19 protein-coding genes and 2 riboswitches are annotated in these 18,342 nt (G+C 58.4%); of the genes, 16 read left to right on the top strand and 3 right to left on the bottom strand.

Annotated features, from left to right (window positions below):
- Window positions 1-32 precede the first annotated feature (32 nt).
- The 3 genes from VGE55_RS11710 to mscL all read right to left on the bottom strand — a co-directional run bounded on the left by VGE55_RS11710 (window position 33) and on the right by mscL (window position 3,953).
- Window positions 33-1,844, bottom strand: coding sequence for a glutamine--tRNA ligase/YqeY domain fusion protein (locus tag VGE55_RS11710; RefSeq protein WP_331131864.1), 1,812 nt, complete (start codon window positions 1,842-1,844; stop codon window positions 33-35).
- A gap of 59 nt (window positions 1,845-1,903) precedes the next feature.
- The gene (locus tag VGE55_RS11705) at window positions 1,904-3,193 is read right to left on the bottom strand and encodes a D-amino acid dehydrogenase (protein ID WP_331131863.1); all 1,290 of its coding nucleotides are present in this window, start codon (window positions 3,191-3,193) and stop codon (window positions 1,904-1,906) included.
- Window positions 3,194-3,240: 47 nt separating this feature from the next.
- Window positions 3,241-3,355, bottom strand: a riboswitch (glycine riboswitch).
- Between the two features lie 7 nt (window positions 3,356-3,362).
- A riboswitch (glycine riboswitch) is annotated at window positions 3,363-3,454 on the bottom strand.
- 55 nt (window positions 3,455-3,509) lie between these two features.
- Window positions 3,510-3,953: a large conductance mechanosensitive channel protein MscL gene (gene mscL, locus VGE55_RS11700; RefSeq protein ID WP_331131862.1), complete on the bottom strand. Its 444-nt coding sequence runs from the start codon at window positions 3,951-3,953 to the stop codon at window positions 3,510-3,512.
- Between the two features lie 150 nt (window positions 3,954-4,103).
- Between mscL and VGE55_RS11695 the strand changes: the two genes are divergently transcribed.
- The 16 genes from VGE55_RS11695 to VGE55_RS11620 all read left to right on the top strand — a co-directional run bounded on the left by VGE55_RS11695 (window position 4,104) and on the right by VGE55_RS11620 (window position 18,320).
- Window positions 4,104-4,832, top strand: coding sequence for a YebC/PmpR family DNA-binding transcriptional regulator (locus tag VGE55_RS11695; RefSeq protein WP_331131861.1), 729 nt, complete (start codon window positions 4,104-4,106; stop codon window positions 4,830-4,832).
- 11 nt (window positions 4,833-4,843) lie between these two features.
- Complete coding sequence (gene purD, locus VGE55_RS11690; protein WP_331131860.1) at window positions 4,844-6,115, top strand: phosphoribosylamine--glycine ligase; 1,272 nt, start codon at window positions 4,844-4,846, stop codon at window positions 6,113-6,115.
- 16 nt (window positions 6,116-6,131) lie between these two features.
- Window positions 6,132-7,061 (top strand): oxygen-dependent coproporphyrinogen oxidase, encoded by a 930-nt coding sequence (gene hemF, locus VGE55_RS11685; protein ID WP_331131859.1) that lies wholly within the window; start codon window positions 6,132-6,134, stop codon window positions 7,059-7,061.
- A gap of 54 nt (window positions 7,062-7,115) precedes the next feature.
- Window positions 7,116-8,081 (top strand): hypothetical protein, encoded by a 966-nt coding sequence (locus VGE55_RS11680; protein WP_331131858.1) that lies wholly within the window; start codon window positions 7,116-7,118, stop codon window positions 8,079-8,081.
- A 41-nt stretch (window positions 8,082-8,122) separates the two neighbouring features.
- A complete protein-coding gene (nadD, locus tag VGE55_RS11675) occupies window positions 8,123-8,803 on the top strand; it encodes a nicotinate (nicotinamide) nucleotide adenylyltransferase (RefSeq protein WP_331131857.1) in 681 nt (226 codons plus the stop codon).
- Window positions 8,804-8,848: 45 nt separating this feature from the next.
- Complete coding sequence (gene rsfS, locus VGE55_RS11670; protein WP_331131856.1) at window positions 8,849-9,268, top strand: ribosome silencing factor; 420 nt, start codon at window positions 8,849-8,851, stop codon at window positions 9,266-9,268.
- A complete protein-coding gene (rlmH, locus tag VGE55_RS11665) occupies window positions 9,265-9,735 on the top strand; it encodes a 23S rRNA (pseudouridine(1915)-N(3))-methyltransferase RlmH (RefSeq protein ID WP_331131855.1) in 471 nt (156 codons plus the stop codon). The genes rsfS and rlmH overlap by 4 nt, the downstream gene beginning before the upstream one ends.
- A 16-nt stretch (window positions 9,736-9,751) precedes the next feature.
- Window positions 9,752-10,402, top strand: coding sequence for a Maf family protein (locus tag VGE55_RS11660; RefSeq protein ID WP_331131854.1), 651 nt, complete (start codon window positions 9,752-9,754; stop codon window positions 10,400-10,402).
- A 25-nt stretch (window positions 10,403-10,427) separates the two neighbouring features.
- Window positions 10,428-11,903: a ribonuclease G gene (rng, locus tag VGE55_RS11655; protein ID WP_331132296.1), complete on the top strand. Its 1,476-nt coding sequence runs from the start codon at window positions 10,428-10,430 to the stop codon at window positions 11,901-11,903.
- A 10-nt stretch (window positions 11,904-11,913) separates the two neighbouring features.
- A complete protein-coding gene (locus tag VGE55_RS11650; RefSeq protein WP_331131853.1) occupies window positions 11,914-13,122 on the top strand; it encodes an 8-amino-7-oxononanoate synthase in 1,209 nt (402 codons plus the stop codon).
- A complete protein-coding gene (locus VGE55_RS11645) occupies window positions 13,106-13,882 on the top strand; it encodes a hypothetical protein (RefSeq protein WP_331131852.1) in 777 nt (258 codons plus the stop codon). Before VGE55_RS11650 ends, VGE55_RS11645 begins: the two co-directional genes overlap by 17 nt.
- The gene (locus tag VGE55_RS11640; RefSeq protein ID WP_331131851.1) at window positions 13,879-14,685 is read left to right on the top strand and encodes a methyltransferase; all 807 of its coding nucleotides are present in this window, start codon (window positions 13,879-13,881) and stop codon (window positions 14,683-14,685) included. The genes VGE55_RS11645 and VGE55_RS11640 overlap by 4 nt, the downstream gene beginning before the upstream one ends.
- Window positions 14,682-15,314: a dethiobiotin synthase gene (bioD, locus tag VGE55_RS11635; RefSeq protein WP_331131850.1), complete on the top strand. Its 633-nt coding sequence runs from the start codon at window positions 14,682-14,684 to the stop codon at window positions 15,312-15,314. The genes VGE55_RS11640 and bioD overlap by 4 nt, the downstream gene beginning before the upstream one ends.
- Window positions 15,311-16,684: an adenosylmethionine--8-amino-7-oxononanoate transaminase gene (gene bioA, locus VGE55_RS11630; protein ID WP_331131849.1), complete on the top strand. Its 1,374-nt coding sequence runs from the start codon at window positions 15,311-15,313 to the stop codon at window positions 16,682-16,684. Before bioD ends, bioA begins: the two co-directional genes overlap by 4 nt.
- A 9-nt stretch (window positions 16,685-16,693) precedes the next feature.
- Window positions 16,694-17,701, top strand: coding sequence for a biotin synthase BioB (bioB, locus tag VGE55_RS11625; RefSeq protein ID WP_331131848.1), 1,008 nt, complete (start codon window positions 16,694-16,696; stop codon window positions 17,699-17,701).
- A gap of 199 nt (window positions 17,702-17,900) precedes the next feature.
- Window positions 17,901-18,320: a hypothetical protein gene (locus VGE55_RS11620; RefSeq protein ID WP_331131847.1), complete on the top strand. Its 420-nt coding sequence runs from the start codon at window positions 17,901-17,903 to the stop codon at window positions 18,318-18,320.
- The last annotated feature ends 22 nt before the right edge of the window (window positions 18,321-18,342 follow it).

Raw genomic sequence — 18,342 nt, 5'->3', positions numbered from 1 at the left:
CCCCAACACCGAACCTGTGCAGGGGGCAGAGTTTATTTGGACCAGCTGTCCTTCAAGGTGACTGTCCGATTGAACACGGGCGCATCGGCACGGTGGTCTTTCAGGTCGGCCACGAAGTAACCATGACGCTCAAACTGGTAGATGGTTCCCGGTGTACTGGTTTTCACTGAGGGCTCAAGGTAAGCCGTCACTTCAGTCAATGAGTTCGGGTTGAGCACGTCCAGGAAATTTCGACCGCCCGCATCCGGATGTTCTTCGGTGAACAAGCGGTCGTACAAACGCACCTTGGCGGTGACAGCGGTGGCCGCATTCACCCAGTGCAGGTTGCCTTTCACTTTGTAGGTGTCCGCACCTGCGGTGCCCGACTTGCTGTCGAGAAACACATTGGCATGCACAGCAATCACGTTGCCGTTCTCGTCTTTGTCGCAGCCGGTGCACTCAATCACATAGCCATAGCGAAGGCGAACCTTGTTACCGGGAAACAAGCGGAAGAATTTTTTCTCCGGCACTTCCTGAAAGTCTTCCGCCTCAATCCACAGGCGCTTGCCAATGCTGAACTCGCGCTGACCCCACTCGGCATGGTGCGGGTGGACGGGGGCCACACAGTCGTCGCGCCAGTCATCGGGCACATTGTCCAGAATCAGCGGCAATGGGTCGAGCACAGCCACGGCCCGGTGGGCCTTGGGGTCCAGGTCATCGCGCAGCGCACCTTCCAGCACGCTGTAATCAATCCACGAATCGGACTTCGACACACCAATGCGGCTGCAAAACAGTTGAATACCCTCGGGTGTAAAACCCCGACGGCGCAAACCCACAATGGTGGGCATGCGGGGGTCGTCCCAACCGCTGACCCTGTTTTCAGTCACCAACTGCTGCAGCTTGCGTTTGCTGGTGACCACATAGCTGAGGTTGAGGCGCGCAAACTCCACCTGCTTGGGCAAGGGGTGCGCCAGTATGGCCTTCAACACCGAACCATCGTCCAGGGTGTGGTCTTTGGCGAGGTTGCCCAACAGCCAGTCATAAAACGGGCGCTGGTCTTCAAATTCCAATGTGCAGAATGAATGGGTGATGCGTTCCAGCGCGTCTTCAATGGGGTGCGCGAAGGTGTACATCGGGTAGATGCACCAACGGTCGCCCGTGCGGTGGTGGTGCGCATGCTTGATGCGGTAAATCGCTGGGTCCCGCATGTTGATGTTGGGGCTGGCCATGTCGATTTTGGCGCGCAGCACAGCAGCACCATCGGGCAGTTCGCCGTTTTTCATGGCGGCAAAACGGGCCAGGTTGTCGGCCACGCTGCGGTCGCGGAATGGGCTGTTCACACCCGCCTGGGTCAGTGTGCCCCGGTTGGCGCGCATGTCTTCCGCGCTTTGCTCATCCACATAGGCCAAGCCCGCGCGGATGAGAAATTCTGCACTTTCCACCATGAAGTCAAAATAATCACTGGCGTGGTACAGGTTGGTGTCGCCAAAGTCGTTCCAGCCAAAGCCCAGCCATTGCACCGCGTCCAGAATGGAATTGGCAAACTCCTCGCTTTCCTTTTCGGGGTTGGTGTCGTCAAAGCGCATGTGGCAGGCACCCGCATACTCTTTGGCCAAGCCAAAGTTCACACAAATGGCCTTGGCATGGCCCACGTGCAGGTAACCATTGGGCTCGGGCGGAAAACGCAAACGGATTGTTGCCGGGTCGGCCGGTGCGCCAGCATGCACCACTGCACCACCGGGCTTGCGGGCCCAGGGGCGGCTTTGGTACTCAGGCTTCTGCAAGTCCTGATCAATGATATTTTTCAGGAAATTGGAAGCCGGGGCATGGTCTGCCCCGGGGGTATGGCTTGGGTTGCTGGACATCAGCGCATCCTTGTAGGCACATTGTGTGACGAATGCGCCGATGTTAGCAAAATCAGGGCTTATGCAACGCTGAGCGCTTCGCCCTTCTTGGAAGAAATTCCGGTGAATGCAAAATCCAGCTCGGGCTGCTTGCCGCTCATGATGTCTGCAATCGACCGGCCTGAACCGCAGGAGTGCGTCCATCCCAGCGTGCCGTGGCCGGTGTTCAAATACAGGTTGGCAATTTTGGACACGCCAATGTACGGCACGTTGGACGGGGTTGCGGGGCGCAAACCAGTCCAGTACACCGCTTGCTCGGGGTCGGCCATGCCGGGGAACAGCTCCATCACCCGGCGGGTAATGGCCTTGCAACGCACGTCGTTGAGGTTGGTGCTGTAACCGTTTAATTCGGCAGTACCGGCAATGCGCAGTTTGTCGCCCAGGCGGGAAAACACCAGTTTGTACTCATCATCGGTCAGGCTGACGGATGGCGCCTTGCTGGCATCCTGAATCTGCAAGGTGGCGGAATAGCCTTTGGCTGGGTAAATCAAGAGGTCAACACCGAGGTCCTTCACCAACATGGGGCTGTAGCTGCCCATGCACAGCAGGTATTTGTCGGCTTTCAATACCTGAACTTGACCGTCTGCACCGCGCACACGCACGCCGCTGATTTGGCCACCCTCAGTGTCCAAGCCCAAAATGGCCGTGTCGTACTTGAACTGCACGCCTTTGTCGGCGCACAACTTGGCCAGGTTTTGGGTAAAGCGGTGGGCGTCACCGCTTTCGTCAGCCTCGGTGTAGGTGGCACCGGCAATTTTGTCTTTCACGGTGGCCAGTGCGGGCTCCAGGCGCACAGCCTCATTGGCATCAATCACTTTGCGGTCACAACCAAATTCCCGCATGATTTCAGCGGGCTCCAGCGCATCTTCAAACTCTTGCGGGTTGGTGTAGAAGTGCAAAATGCCCTTGGTCAGGCAGTTGTATTCAATGCCGGTTTCGGCCCGCAATTCTTGCAGGGTGCTGCGGCTGAAGGTGCCCAAGTTCACCATCTGAATGATGTTGTGGCGGGTGCGCTCGGGGGTGCATTCACGCAAAAACTGCATGCCCCAGCGCCACTGGCGCGCATCGGCCCGCAGGCGGAACAACAGGGGGGCGTCTTCCTTCATCAACCACTTGAGCACCTTTTTGGGGGCGCCCGGGTTGGCCCAAGGCTCGGCATGGGACACCGAAATTTGGCCGCCGTTGGCAAATGAGGTTTCCATGCCGGCTGCGGGTTGACGATCCACCACGGTGACGTCAAAGCCAGCTTTATTCAGAAACCATGCGGAAGTAATGCCGGTGACGCCGGCGCCAAGAACGATCGCTTTCATTGGAATGCTCCAAAAACAAAGAGTGGGCTAGTGGCAATAGTGCCGTTCAGCCCCTCTCTGTCCTTGTGCCTGAAAGATTCGCAACGCGGGTGGGTTGCTTGCCTCTTCGGCGGTTGGCAACGCAGCAAGTGGCCGCGCCCAACGCTCTCCAGATTTCATCGATGTTTGATCGGTTGAACCTGTACATGGGCCTGAGCGTTCATGGGGTTTGCGCCTTCGGCGAGCCAAGCAGTTGCCCAGCTACTCTCCAGATTCAACCCAGTGATTGTACTGCAGCGCAGCACCCATGTGGTAGTGCTTTCATTCGTATTTTTGCTCAGCGGCTTTTCAACGCATCACGAATTTCACGCAACAATACGACATCTTCCGGCGTGGGTGCTGGCTCTGCCGGTGCTGCGGCCTCTTCCTTCTTGGCGATGTCGGCCAGTTTTTTCACCTGACGGACCATCATAAAAATAATGAAAGCCAAAATCGTGAAATTAATCACCACGGTGATGAAACTGCCATAGGCCAACACCGGCACACCGGCCTTGCGAACCGCTTCCAGCGTGGCTGCTGTGCCCGGAGGAATATCGCCCAACGCCAAAAACAGGTTGGAGAAGTCCAGATTGCCGACCACACGACCGACGATGGGCATGATGACGTCTTCAACCAGGCTTTTCACAATGCCGCTGAAAGCGCCACCGATGATCACCGCCACCGCCAGATCAACCACATTGCCTTTGACCGCAAATTCCCGAAATTCCTTGAGCAAGCTCACGTTGCCTCCTGATGAATGAACAATAAAGGTGAAATACTGCAAAAGGTCCAACCCGCGCAGATTATCACCGTCTACACCCCGGGTGTCGGCCCCCGTCAGCCGGCTGGTGATAAAATTGCACCTCTTTGATTTTCATCTTGAAAGCACGCCATGGCAGGACATTCCAAGTGGGCCAATATTCAGCACCGCAAAAATCGGCAAGACGAAAAGCGCGGCAAGGTCTGGACCAAAATCATTCGTGAGGTGAGCGTGGCCGCCCGCATTGGCGGGGGCGACCCCAACACCAACCCCCGCTTGCGCCTGGCATTGGACAAGGCGGCCGACGCCAACATGCCCAAAGACAACCTGCAACGGGCCATTGCCAAGGCCACCGGCGAAGCCGAAGGCGTGAACTACGAAGAAATCCGCTACGAAGGGTACGGCATTGGCGGCGCTGCGGTCATCATCGACTGCATGACCGACAACAAGGTGCGCACCGTGGCGGAAGTGCGCCATGCGCTGACCAAACATGGCGGCAATTTGGGCACCGATGGCTCGGTGGCCTTCATGTTCAAACATTGCGGCCAGTTCATGTTTGCACCGGGAACGTCTGAGGACACCGTGATGGAAATCGCGCTGGAAAACGGAGCTGACGATGTGATTACCCATGAAGACGGCATGATCGAAGTGACCTGCCCCGTGACGGAATACCACACCGTGAAAACAGCATTCGACGGGGCTGGCCTGAAGGCAGAGGCCTCGGAACTGACGATGAAACCCGCCAGCGAAACCGAACTGACCGGCGACGATGCCATCCGCATGCAGAAAATCATCGACATGCTGGAAGACCTGGATGACGTGCAGCAGGTGTACACCAACGCTGTATTCAACGACGAATAACGGAGCACTCAATGAAAATTCTGGTGGTTGGATCGGGCGGTCGCGAGCACGCCATGGCTTGGCGCATTGCGCAGGCCCCTCGGGTGCACAAAGTGTACGTAGCCCCTGGCAATGGTGGTACAGCGCTGGAACCCAAGCTGGAAAACTTGCCCATCACCGACCTGCAGAAGCTGGCAGACTTTGCGGAAAAGGAAGGAATTCACCTGACGGTGGTTGGTCCCGAAGCACCACTGGCCGCTGGCATTGTCGACATTTTCCGCATGCGTGGTCTGCGCATTTTTGGCCCCGCCAAGCTGGCTGCACAACTGGAAAGCTCGAAGGACTACGCCAAGGCCTTCATGAAGCGCCATGGCATTCCAACAGCCGAGTACGAAACCTTTACCGATGCTGCGAAGGCACACACCTACGTCAACCAGCGTGGTGCACCCATTGTGATCAAGGCTGACGGCCTGGCTGCAGGCAAAGGGGTGGTGGTCGCCATGACGCTGGAGGAAGCCCACCAGGCCATTGACGACATGTTGCTGGGCAACTCCATGGGTTCGGCGGGCTCACGCGTGGTCATTGAGGAATTTCTGGACGGGGAGGAAGCCAGTTTCATTGTGATGGTGGACGGCGTGAACGCACTGGCCATGGCCTCCAGCCAAGACCACAAACGCCTGCTGGATGGCGACCAGGGCCCCAACACGGGCGGCATGGGCGCTTACAGCCCGGCCCCGGTGGTCACCCCGACGATGCATGCCCGCGTGATGCGCGAGGTGATATACCCCACCATCGCCGGCATGAAAAAAGACGGGTTGGTGTACACAGGCTTTTTGTACGCCGGCCTCATGATTGATGGCAAAGGCGATGTGAAGGTGCTGGAATTCAACTGCCGCATGGGTGACCCTGAAACACAGCCCATCATGATGCGCTTGAAGAGCGACTTTGTTGAACTGCTGGACCATGCGATTGACGGGACGCTGGATCAAGTGGAAGCCGAGTGGGACCGCCGCACAGCCTTGGGCGTGGTGCTGGCTGCCCACAACTACCCCGGCACGCCCCGCACGGGCGATGTGATCGAACTACACGCCAAGCCCAGCACCGAGGCGGTGGTGTTTCATGCTGGCACGGTGGAAAAAGACGGCAAAGCCGTGACCTCGGGCGGGCGCGTGCTGTGCGCCACAGCCTTGGGTGAATCGGTGCGACAGGCCCAGACGAAGGCTTACGAACTGGTGAAAACAGTGCAGTTTGATGGCATGCAATACCGCACTGACATTGGCTACCGCGCGGTAGCCCGGAAGTAACGTCGTAAAACCAGCCATGAACCTCACCCAAGACCACCTGACCCGCGTCAAAACCTATTTGCAGAACCTGCAAAGCAGCATCATCGACGGCATTGGGCAGTTTGAAGGAAAAACCTTCGTGTCCGACAGCTGGGACCGTGCCGAAGGTGGTGGCGGTTGCAGCCGCCTGGTCGAGGAAGGCACTTTGTTGGAACGGGGCGGCGTGAATTTCAGCCATGTCATGGGCTCGCAACTGCCCGGCTCGGCCACTGCAGCCCGCAAAGAGCTTGCAGGCGCCCGTTTCGAGGCCATGGGTGTGTCGCTGGTGTTTCACCCCCGCAACCCTTACGTGCCCACGGTGCACATGAATGTGCGCCTGTTTGCGGCCACCACCACGGCTGGCGAATCGGTGTGGTGGTTTGGTGGCGGCATGGACCTGACGCCCTACTACGGCTTTGAAGAAGATGCGCAGCATTTTCACCGCACCTGCAAGGCTGCGCTCGACCCCTTCGGCGAACAGTACCACCCCAGGTTCAAAACCTGGTGCGACGAGTATTTTTACCTCAAGCACCGCAAAGAGCCCCGGGGCGTGGGCGGTGTGTTTTTCGACGACTTTTCCGAGTTGGGTTTTGAAGAAAGTTTTGCACTCACCCGGAGCGTGGGTGATGCTTTCCTGAAGGGCTACCTGCCTATTGTTGAACGCCGCATGCAACTGCCCTACGGCGAGCGTGAGCGCGACTTTCAGGCCTACCGCCGTGGGCGTTACGTGGAGTTCAACCTGGTGTTCGACAGGGGGACGTTGTTTGGCTTGCAGAGCGGCGGGCGTACCGAGTCCATTTTGATGAGCATGCCGCCACAGGTGAAGTGGCGGTATGACTGGCACCCGGCTCCCGGCAGCCCTGAGGCCAGGCTTTATAGCGACTTTCTGGTCCACAAAGACTGGTTGAAACAACCCCAAAAAAACTGAACAACCATCGCCTCACCGTTACCTAGCTGGGTCTGTTACTTCGACTGCTCAGCCATGACCCTGCATTCAAACCGCTTCGACCCGATCCGCCCCCATCAATCCAGTCTGTCCATTCACATTCCCGAGTCGGTGGTCGGAAAATTAGGCAAACCCATCTCAATGACGTCACACCTTTTGTCCGTGCGCATGTTGGCCGACTCCACACAGCATGTGGTGGGCAACAACCACCCGCTGGGAATGCCGGTTGTGCAACGCACCCTGCCCAACGGCAGCATTGAACGGGGAGAGTTCCTCTCGACGGGTAAGGGCGATGGACTGTTTTTGGCAGAAGGCGTCCGTCTCCAGCCAAACGGACTCTGCTCAGCAGGCGGATTTATCGACGGCATGCCCGGGGAAAACCTCCTGGACCACGGCTTGATTATTCATCTGCAGCCCAACAACAGCCAATCCTGGTCACACCTGTCCACCGGCTACCACTCCGCACAATCCCAACGCGGCATCCAATTGATTCAATCTGGCCTGAAGCGTACCCCCAATGCCCTGCTCAGCGGGCATTTCGAATGGGAAGAGGACCGAGGTCATATTCTGATGTTTGGTCACATGCTGTACCCCGATGGATCGGGATGCGACATTCTCGCGGGCGACCCCATGCGCATGAATGCCAGCCCATTCTTGAAGGCCGCCATGTCGATGTATCCCGAAGCGGTCACCATGCGAAACAACCGCAACACGCCGGACAAGCCATTGGAAACAGTTAAATCCATCTTCACTCGGGAACTCAACGGCATGCAGACCGGGCAGACCACCGAACTGCAGTTCTGCATACAGAGTCACATCAAAGCGATTGAACAGGCGAGGGACAAACGGGCCGTGATGGTTGCCGTGATGCGGGCCATTGACGCCGTCGAGCCATACATTCGACAAATGACCCCACCTGACAGCAAAACCTGCAGACATTTGGCTGGCCTGCACAATTACCTTGGCGTGGTGGCCAGCAGGGGCGAACTGTATAGGGCCTAAATTGCAGATGGCTGTAAAAACCGGCTCTGGGTTACACTGCCATGAAACACACTCGACTCTTGGTCATGTCCCAGCCCGGTAAACAAATCTGCCTGATTGGCGGCAGTTTCAACCCCATACACATGGGCCATTTGCAGATGGCCCGGTCTGCCCAAGCCCAGTGCATGGCAGACGAGGTGTGGTTTGTGCCCGCCGGGCAACCCTGGCAGAAAAAAAGCGCAGGGCTGGCCCCGGCTGCCGATCGGGTTCGCATGGTGGAATTGGCCATTGAGGGCGTGCACTCCTGGCGGGTTGAGCGGCAGGAGGTGGACCACACCGGCCCCAGCTACACCGTGGATACACTGGAAGCCCTGTCTGACCGTCACCCCAATCACCGGTTTTCGTTCGTGATCGGGGCTGACCAACTGGCCAACCTCACCACTTGGCAACATTGGGAAAGCCTGTTTGACTATGCCCGGATTGGCGTGGTGGACCGCATCCAGTGGGGGGAATTCACCGTACCGGAGCCCTTGAAGAAACACCTCATGCACGACCGGCTGTTTCGCATCCCCATGCCCAGCATCCAATTAAGCTCAACCCTGCTGCGGCGGCAGTTCGAATTGCTGGACTCGCCAGAGGCCCAAATTCGGGAGACGGCCCGCAGCACCCTGGAGGCCGGTTTGCCCACCCAAGTCTACAAGTACCTGATGGCAAAGCCGATTTACCGCCCGAATGCAGTCTAGTTTTGGTACACTTCGGGCTCAAACATTACCCCCTTTTGGATTTGCATGGATTTGCGAAAACTGCAGCGCGTGGTTGTCGACGCGCTCGAAGACATCAAGGCACAAGACATTGCCGTGTTCGACACTGCTCACATCAGCGATGTGTTTGACCGTGTGGTGATGGCCACAGCGACGTCCAACCGACAAACACGCGCCTTGGCCAAAAACGTGCACGACAAAGCCAAAGAAGCGGGTTTCGACGTGTTGAGCATTGAAGGCGAAGACACGGGTGAATGGGTGCTGGTGGACTTGGGCGACGTGGTCGTTCACCTGATGCAACCCGCCATTCGCGAGTATTACCACCTCGAAGAAATTTGGGGCGAAAAAAAGGTGCGCGTGAAACTGAACCCGCACAGCCTGAGCAAACCCCAGCCGGGCATCGACTACTTTCCGCAAAACAACGCTTACCCCAGCCTGGCCTCTTGAAGATCACGGTGATTGCGCTGTCCCACAAGATTGAACCGTGGGCACAGCAGGCGGTGGACCAGTTTCAGAAACGCTTCCCCGCAGACTGGAAACTAACCATCAAGGAACTGAAACCGGAGGACCGCGCCGCGGGCAAACCGGTGGATCAAATTCTCGCCAAAGAAGCCGAGCGCATTCGCGCCGCCATACCAAACGGCAGCAAAGTGGTCGCGCTGGACGAACGGGGTGAACGGCTGACCAGCAAGGCATTGGCTGACCAGTTGTTGAAATGGCACAACGCCAGTGAACAGCTCACCCTGTTGATTGGCAGTGCGGATGGGCTGGACAGCCAACTGAAAGCACAGTGCCATGCCCTGTGGCGAATTTCCGACCTCACCCTGCCCCACGCCATGGTTCGCGCCCTGTTGGTGGAGGCACTGTACCGCGCATGGTCCATTCAGGCTGGCCACCCCTATCATCGGGAATAAACAAGGAACGACCATCATGCCCAGCCTTGCACAGTCCAGTGGTTTGCCCAACCAGGTGTGGTTGGCTTCCAAAAGCCCGCGCCGACGCGAGCTGCTTCAAACCTTGGGCGTGCGGGTGGAGGTTTTTCTGGCCCAAACCGGCGAAGCGGCCGAAGCGTTGGAAGAGCCCCATGCTGGCGAACTGCCGCTGACCTATGTGCAGCGCATTGCCGAATTAAAACTACAGACGGCTCTGCAAGCCATGCAACTACAGGGGCTGCGGGGTGTGGTGTTGGCCTCTGACACCACGGTGGCGCTGGGCGATGCCATCTTGGGGAAACCCGCAGATGCCGAGGAGGCCCGGCGCATGTTGAAAGCCCTGTCGGGGCAAACCCACCAGGTGCACACCGCCGTTGCGGTGGGTAATCTGCAAAACCTCGGCTGTGTCAGTGCCGTTCAATCTTCCAGGGTCACGGTCTGTGAATTGCCCCATGCCTTCATCGAGGCCTACATCGCCAGCGGCGAGCCGTTCGACAAAGCGGGGGGTTACGGCATCCAGGGTGTGTTTGGTCAATACGTGGCGCACATTTCCGGCAGTCATTCTGGCATCATGGGGCTACCGCTGTTTGAAACAAGCCAATTGCTGCGCGCACTCCAAACGGCGGAAACACAACGCCAAAACCATTAGAAACTGCCTTAGAAGTATCGGGATGATCAACGAACAAATTCTGGTGAACGTCACGCCCCAGGAAACGCGGGTGGCCGTCGTTCAGCATGGTGCTGTCCAAGAACTGCACATTGAGCGCACTTCCACCCGCGGTATTGTCGGCAACGTGTATCTGGGCAAAGTGGTCCGGGTACTGCCGGGCATGCAGTCCGCCTTTGTGGACATTGGCCTTGAAAGAGCCGCCTTTCTGCACGTGGCCGACCTGTGGGAGCACCGCACATTCAACCACCACCAGTCCAAGCAGGGCGGTACGCCCCCACCGGCCATTGAAAAAATGGTGTTTGAGGGGCAAACCATCATCGTGCAGGTGAGCAAAGACCCACTGGGCACCAAAGGTGCCCGGCTGACCACACAAATCAGCCTGGCGGGCCGCATGCTGGTCCACCTGCCGCAGGACCCGCACATCGGCGTGTCACAACGCATTGAGAACGAAGGCGAGCGGGAAGAGCTGCGTGCCAAACTAACCCGCCTTCTGCCGCAAAACACGGGTGGTTTCATCATTCGCACCCATGCGGAAGAAGCCAGCGATGAAGAATTGACAGCGGATGTGAACTACCTGCGCCGCCGCTGGGCTGAAATGCTGGAGCTGACCCGGCAAAGGCCCGCACCAAGCCTTATCTATGAAGACCTCACCATGGCCCAACGCGTGGTGCGTGATTTGGTGAGCGATGAAACGCAAGCCATCTTGGTGGACTCCAAAGAAACCTTCCGCAACCTGCAAACCTTTGCAGAAACCTATGCGGCTGAAGTGCTGGGGCGTATCACCCTGCACCAGGGCGAACGCCCCTTGTTCGAGCTGTACAACATTGAAGACGAACTTCAAAAGGCCCTGGGCCGACGCGTGGAGCTGAAGTCGGGCGGTTACCTCATCATTGACCAAACCGAGGCACTGACCACGATTGACGTCAACACGGGTGGCTTTATTGGTGCACGCAATTTTGAAGAAACCGTGTTCAAAACCAACCTGGAAGCTGCGCAGGCCATTGCGCGCCAGCTTCGGCTGCGCAACCTCGGCGGCATCATCGTGATCGACTTCATCGACATGAACGATGAACCGCACAAACAGGCCGTGTTGAGCGAATTGCGCAAAGCCTTGGACCGTGACCGTGCGCGCACCAGCGTGACTGAGTTTTCGGCGCTGGGCCTGGTTGAAATGACCCGCAAACGCACTCGCGAAAGCCTGGCCCACTTGCTCTGCGAACCCTGCCCGGCTTGCCAGGGCAAAGGGCAGGTGAAAACCGCGCAAACCGTGGCCTACGACATCATGCGGGAAATTGTTCGCGAAGCGCGCCAATTCAACCCGCGCGAGTTTCGCATTCTGGCGTGCCCGGCTGTGGTGGACCTTTTTCTGGAAGAAGAAGCCCAACACCTCGCCATGCTGGAAGAGTTTGTGGGCAAGCCGATCACCCTGCAGGTGGACAATCTGTTTTCTCAAGAACACTACGACATCATCCTGACCTGATGTGGATCGAATGAACCTGAATGATGCCGCCGCTGCCCGCCTGGACGAGCTTCAGGCCCAACACCTGAAACGGGCGCTGATGCCCTGCCCGGTGTCGGGGCGCGCATTCGACTTTTCCAGCAATGATTACCTCTGCCTGTCCACCCACCCCGAGGTGATTGAAGCAGGCACCGCCATGGCTCGGCGCTGCGGGGCAGGTGCTACAGGGTCACGCCTGTTGTCGGGCAACCTGGATTGCTTTGAGCAACTGGAGGCCCAAATCGCCCGCTTCAAACAGGCCGAGGCGGCACTGCTGTACGCCACGGGGTACCAGGCCAACAGCAGCGGCTTGGCGGCCCTGCTGGACAAGGCCTTGTGGAACGGGCAAGAACCGCTGGTTTTCTCGGACCGTCTCAACCACGCCAGCCTGCACCATGCCTGCCAGTTGGCTGGCGTGAAGCAATTGCGTTTTCGACACAACGATGTTGAACACCTCACCGAACTGCTGAACAAACACCGCGGCAGCGAGCAAGCCAAAATCATCGTCACCGAAACGGTGTTTGGCATGGAGGGTGATTTGCTGCCCGTGGAAGAACTGGCCGAACTGGCCCTTGAACACGGCGCCGTGGTGTACCTGGATGAAGCGCATGCCACTGGCGTGTGGGGCCCGGAGGGCCGAGGCCTGGGTGCCCTGCAAACCAAAGCCATCACAGCCTTGAAAGCGCTGGGTCATTGGGTGGTCATGGGCACGTTCAGCAAAGCCGTGGGGGTCAGTGGCGCCTACCTGGCCTGCAGCCCAGTGCTCAAGCAGTACCTGCTCAACCGCAGCACCGGCTTTGTGTATTCCACTGCCCCATCGCCTTTTGTGGTGGGCGCCATTGGCAAGGCCCTGGAACTCATTCCGGCACTGGAACCCGACCGGCAGATACTGCACACCAATGCCCAGGCATTGCGCGACATGCTGCATGAACTGGGGTTCAACACGGGCTTGTCCAACACCCACATTGTGCCCGTGCTGGTGGGCGAGTCCAGCCAGGCCATTGCGCTGCGAACCCACCTGGCGGAACAGGGCATTCGGGCGTCGGCCATTCGACCGCCCACAGTGCCACCGCACACAGCACGGGTCCGGCTGGCCTTGAACACCGGGCACCACGGCCTGCATGTGCAAGCCTTGGTGGAAGCCCTGCGGCATTGGCCAGGCCGCAAGGTATTCCATTCCGTTGATGATGCGCTTGGATAAGCCACAGGTGGTGTTGGCCCACGGCTGGGCTTATACCCCCCAATTTTTCAAGCCGTGGCTCACGCTGCTGGCCACCGAACAGCCAGAACTGTTTGCCTCCATGGACTGGTGTGTGCTCGACTCGGGTTACAACACCAAGCCCACACCGAGTGTGCAGATTGGTGACATTCGCATACCTTGCCTGCCGTCCAACACGCTGCAACAAGCCCTGCAGCACTCAAGCATCTGTGTGGGTATCGGTCATTCCATGGGCTTTGCCAAGCTGCTGGACCATTGCTTACCTGAAGAAAAATCCTGGGCTCATTTGGTGAGCCTGAATGGTTTCACCTATTTTGCATCGACTCACCCCGATCAGCCTGGAACACCACTGCGCGTGTTGCAGCGCATGCTGCGCCGTGCACAACAAGACCTGCCCACAGTGGTGGAGGACTTTCAAACCCGAAGCGGTGGCCTTGAATTACAGGACTGGAACACCCAAGCCCTGCTGCAGGACCTTGAACAGCTGATTGCCCTGAACTGCAGCATGAGACTACACAGCGCACAGGCCATGGGCACACACATTCACTGCGTTTACAACACAGACGATGCCATTGTGCCGCACAACCTGACCGCTGGCTGCTTTTCAACGGCCACTGAAACCAGCGCACTGCCCGGCCCACACAGCGACTTGATGGTGGCGCCGCACCGGTATACTTCAACGGAGTCCGCAGTGGTCGAGGTGTTGAACCAGGCACGCACCGCTGCACAAGCCAACCATTGAGCACTGCATTGAATCACCTCACCATTCCATTGGCCCACACCGAGCGCTTCTCGCTGGCCGCACAACAGTATGAGCACCATGCCCGCGTGCAACGGCATGTGGCTGCTCACCTATGGAACTGGGCACACAGCCTGCTGCAGGGAGATTCATCGGCGTTTGCACCGCAGGCCTGTGTGGACGTGGGCTGTGGCACCGGGTTTTTAACAGACCGCATGCTCAAGCATTACCCCCAACTGCCTGTGCACGCTGTGGACATGGCACCGGGCATGCTGGCAGCACTGCAGTCCAAGCACCCCGATAACCATCAACTGCACACCCATTGCCTGAACGGTGAAACACTGTCGATGGAGCATTTGTGGATTCCACCCCACTCGCTGCTCATGTCGAGCATGTGCGCCCAGTGGTTTGACGACCTGGAAGGTGCCGTACGCCGTTGGCTGTCGGTCTCCAACACGGTGGCCTTCAGTGTGCTGCTGGACGGGTCGTTTCAGGTGTGGAAAGCAGCCCATGAAGAAACCGGGCAGACCTGCGGCTTGCGGGCATTGCCCACTGCGGCCCAACTTGAGCAGTTGATACACAAGCTGGTGGATGAAGGCTTGGTGGCTCGCAGTGCCCTGCACGAAAAAGAATTTCTGGACCACCACACGGATGGGCTTTCGTTTGCGCGCAGCCTGCGCTTTATTGGTGCGGACCAACCCCATGCAACGCACCAGCCGGTGCAGCTTCGCAAGGTGATTCGCGCCTTGGGCGGTGCTTGCACACTGAATTATCATCTCGGTTTTTATTGTCTTGAACGCGCATGAATTCAGCGACCTCTCGATCGGTTTTTGTCACAGGCACCGACACCGGCATCGGTAAAACCGTGGTCAGTGCTTGGCTGTGCCTGCATTGGGCCAGCCATTACTGGAAGCCCGTGCAAAGCGGGCTGGATGGTGGGACTGACAGCCAATGGGTGGCTCAACTGAGTGGCGTGACACCGTTGCCAGAGCGTCACCGCCTGAACGCCCCCCTGTCGCCCCACCAGTCCGCTGAGCTGGATGGCGTGAACATCCAACTGCATGATTTTGAATTGCCCAAGGCCGAGCGCTTGGTGGTGGAAGGTGCAGGCGGCTGCCAAGTGCCGCTGAACTGGCAACACACCATGCTGGACCTCATGAAGCACCTGCACTTGCCAGCCCTGCTGGTGGCCCGCAGTGGCCTGGGGACCATCAACCACACGGTGTTGTCCCTACACGCCCTGAAAGCCGCCCAAGTGCCGGTGCTGGGCGTGGTGATGGTGGGCGAACCCAACCCAGCCAACCGCAAGGCGATTGAATATTTTGGACAGGTGCCGGTGCTGGCGGAACTCCCCGTGTTGACGAACCTGGACCGACAGCACCTGGCTGCCCAAACCATGCCCAAAGCCCTGCATGACGCGCTGGAGGCCTTGTGAGCCCAGCCACTCACTCTGCATGGCAGGCTGACGACGCCCAGTTTTGCTGGCACCCATTCACGCAAGCACACACCGCCAAAGCACCGGTGGTGATGGTGCGTGGCGAAGCCGAGTTTTTGTGGGACGAACACGGCAAGCGCTACTTTGATGCGGTGTCCAGTTGGTGGGTGAATATTCACGGCCACTGCAACCCCACCATTGCCCAAGCCGTGGCCGAACAAGCCCGGCAACTGGAGCATGTGATGTTTGCCGGCATTGCCCACCCGCCTGCCATTGAACTGGCCAAAGCGTTGATTGACTGTGCGCCAGCCCCCATGGCCAAGGTGTTTTATTCCGACAATGGCTCCACCGCCATTGAGGTCGCGCTGAAAATGGTGTTCCAGTACTGGCAAAACCTGGATGGCCCCAATAGCCCGCGCAAGCGCCTCATCGCCCTGCAGGGTGGTTACCACGGCGACACCTTTGGCGCCATGGCCGCAGGCCAGTCCAGCGGGTTTTACGACCCGTTCAAACCCTGGCTGTTTGCGGTGGACTTCATTGAATGCGGCACCTGCGCCTGCACCGAGGAAACCGCCCTGGCCCAGCTGGATGCGCTGTTGGCCCAGCAAGGTGAACAAACCGCCGCCCTCATTCTGGAACCGTTGGTTCAAGGTGCCGCCGGCATGCGCATGATGCGCCCGTCCTTTGTGGCCGAGTTGTGCAAGCGCTGCCACGCCGCTGGCGTGTTGGTGATTTTCGATGAAGTGTTCACCGGCTTTGGCCGCACCGGCACCCTGTTTGCAGCCCACGCCGTGGCAGAGCACGGCGGCCAGGCCGACATCCTCTGCCTGTCCAAAGGCCTCACCGGCGGCTTCATGCCCATGGCCGCCACGCTGGCTTCGCAAGCCATCTACGATGCCTTCCTGAGCACCGATGTGAACAAAGCCCTGCTCCACGGCCACTCGTACACCGCCAACCCACTGGGGTGCGCAGCGGCACTGGCCAGCCTGGCATTGCTGCGCAGCGAAGCCGTTCAACAAAGCCTACGGGACATCCAGACGGTGCACGCGGAATGGCTGCCCCGCCTGGCCACCCACCCTCAAATTCAAAACCCCAGGGTGTGCGGCACCGTGGCAGCCTTTGAGATACAATCGGCGCAGAACGGGTATGGTTCATCCGTCAGCCAATGGCTGCGCGAAACCTTCATGGAACGCGGCATTGTGGTGCGGCCCCTGGGCAACACCCTGTACTGGATACCGCCCTACTGCACATCGCCCAGCACACTGCACGGTGCCTACAACACCCTGATGAACGTGCTGGATGAATGGGCAGCACCCCCACAAAAAAACGCGCCAACAAGCCCACCCGGCACAGGCAGCGAACTGTTCTGAAGGAAGCACATGGAAAGCCAGATTACCTGGGTGGAAAAGCCCAATACCACCTGCACAACAGGCCAAAACAACAACGCCACACAACGCTGGAGCGTTGCCGACATTGAAGCCCTGTTTGCTCTGCCCTTCAACGATTTGATGTTCAAAGCGCAACAAGTGCACCGTGCCCACCATGATGCCAATGCGGTTCAATTGTCGACCCTGCTGTCGATCAAAACCGGTGGCTGCCCGGAAGACTGCGCCTATTGCCCCCAGTCCGCCAAGTACGACACCGGCGTGGACACTGAAAAACTGATGCCGCTGGACGAGGTACTGAAAGCCGCCCAAGCCGCCAAAGACAAAGGCGCCACCCGCTTTTGTATGGGCGCCGCCTGGCGCAGCCCCAAAGACCACCAGGTGGACGCGGTGGGCGAAATGGTGAGTGCGGTGAAGGCCATGGGCCTGGAAACCTGCGTCACCCTGGGCATGCTCAAAGACCACCAGGCCAAAGCCCTGCAACAGGCTGGGCTGGACTACTACAACCACAACCTGGACACCTCGCCCGACTTTTATGGCGACATCATCAGCACCCGCACCTACCAGGACCGCCTGGACACCCTGGACCATGTGCGCGAAGCCGGCATCAAAGTGTGCTGCGGCGGCATTGTGGGCTTGGGCGAAAACCTGCAACAACGGGCCGGTTTGATTGCCCAATTGGCGAACATGGACGAACCGCCCGAGTCGGTACCCATCAACAACCTGGTGAAGGTGGAAGGCACGCCGCTGGCTGGCAACGACGAAATCGACCCGCTGGACTTTGTGCGCACCATTGCGGTGGCCCGCATCACCATGCCCAACAGTTTTGTGCGCCTATCAGCCGGGCGCGAGCAAATGAGCGAAAGCACGCAGGCGCTGTGTTTCCTGGCAGGTGCCAACTCCATTTTCTATGGCGAAAAACTGTTGGTTACCGACAACCCCGAGCTGGACCGCGACACGCGTCTGTTTGAAAAGCTCGGCCTGAAACGATTTGAAAGTTGAACATGAGGTAGCCCACCTTACCCATTGAATCCATTGAATTTTAAACAAAGAAACATGTGTAAAATTCGTTTTCAAATCAATGAGTTGGGGGGTGGGTCACCCATTTGTTCGATCTTTTCGTCTCCAAAACACTGGCCCATAATGGAATCATCGAGTCAGCCCACCGCACACAATGCATGCGAGTGACAGGAGAAAGACCATGAACACAACCCAGATGTTTCGCCACAGTTTAAACACGGGTTTGCTGGCGGCCAGCCTTGCGTGCAGCGCACTGGCCCATGCGCAAGCAGGCACCGGTCTCACCCTGAACCTGGACGACAAAAACCCGCTGAGCCAATGGGGCCGCTGGACCTACATCGACCAGTCTGGTCCGGGCTGGGGCTTGAAACTGAACCAAGACCGCGGCCACATTCCCCTAACAGCCAACTGGCGGCAAGGCGACTGGGTGTTCAAACTCAGCAAGGATGCCATGAATGACCAGCACGACCTGTTTTTTGGCCTGCGCTTGTCCGAAGATGCCCTGCAATCCACCTCACTGGGCTGCATGAGCAACCGCAAGAAAAACAGCTTGTATGCGACCGAGATGTGCGGCGTGCGGTTGGATGTGAATTTGAAGTAAAGCTCGGGCATCAAAGCCAGAG

Origin of the sequence: Limnobacter sp. (genome assembly GCF_036405155.1) — a bacterium.
Classification (GTDB): Bacteria; Pseudomonadota; Gammaproteobacteria; order Burkholderiales; family Burkholderiaceae_B; genus Limnobacter.
The sequence above is the reverse complement of the archived record's forward strand: the minus strand, read 5'-3'. Positions and strand labels throughout refer to the sequence as shown.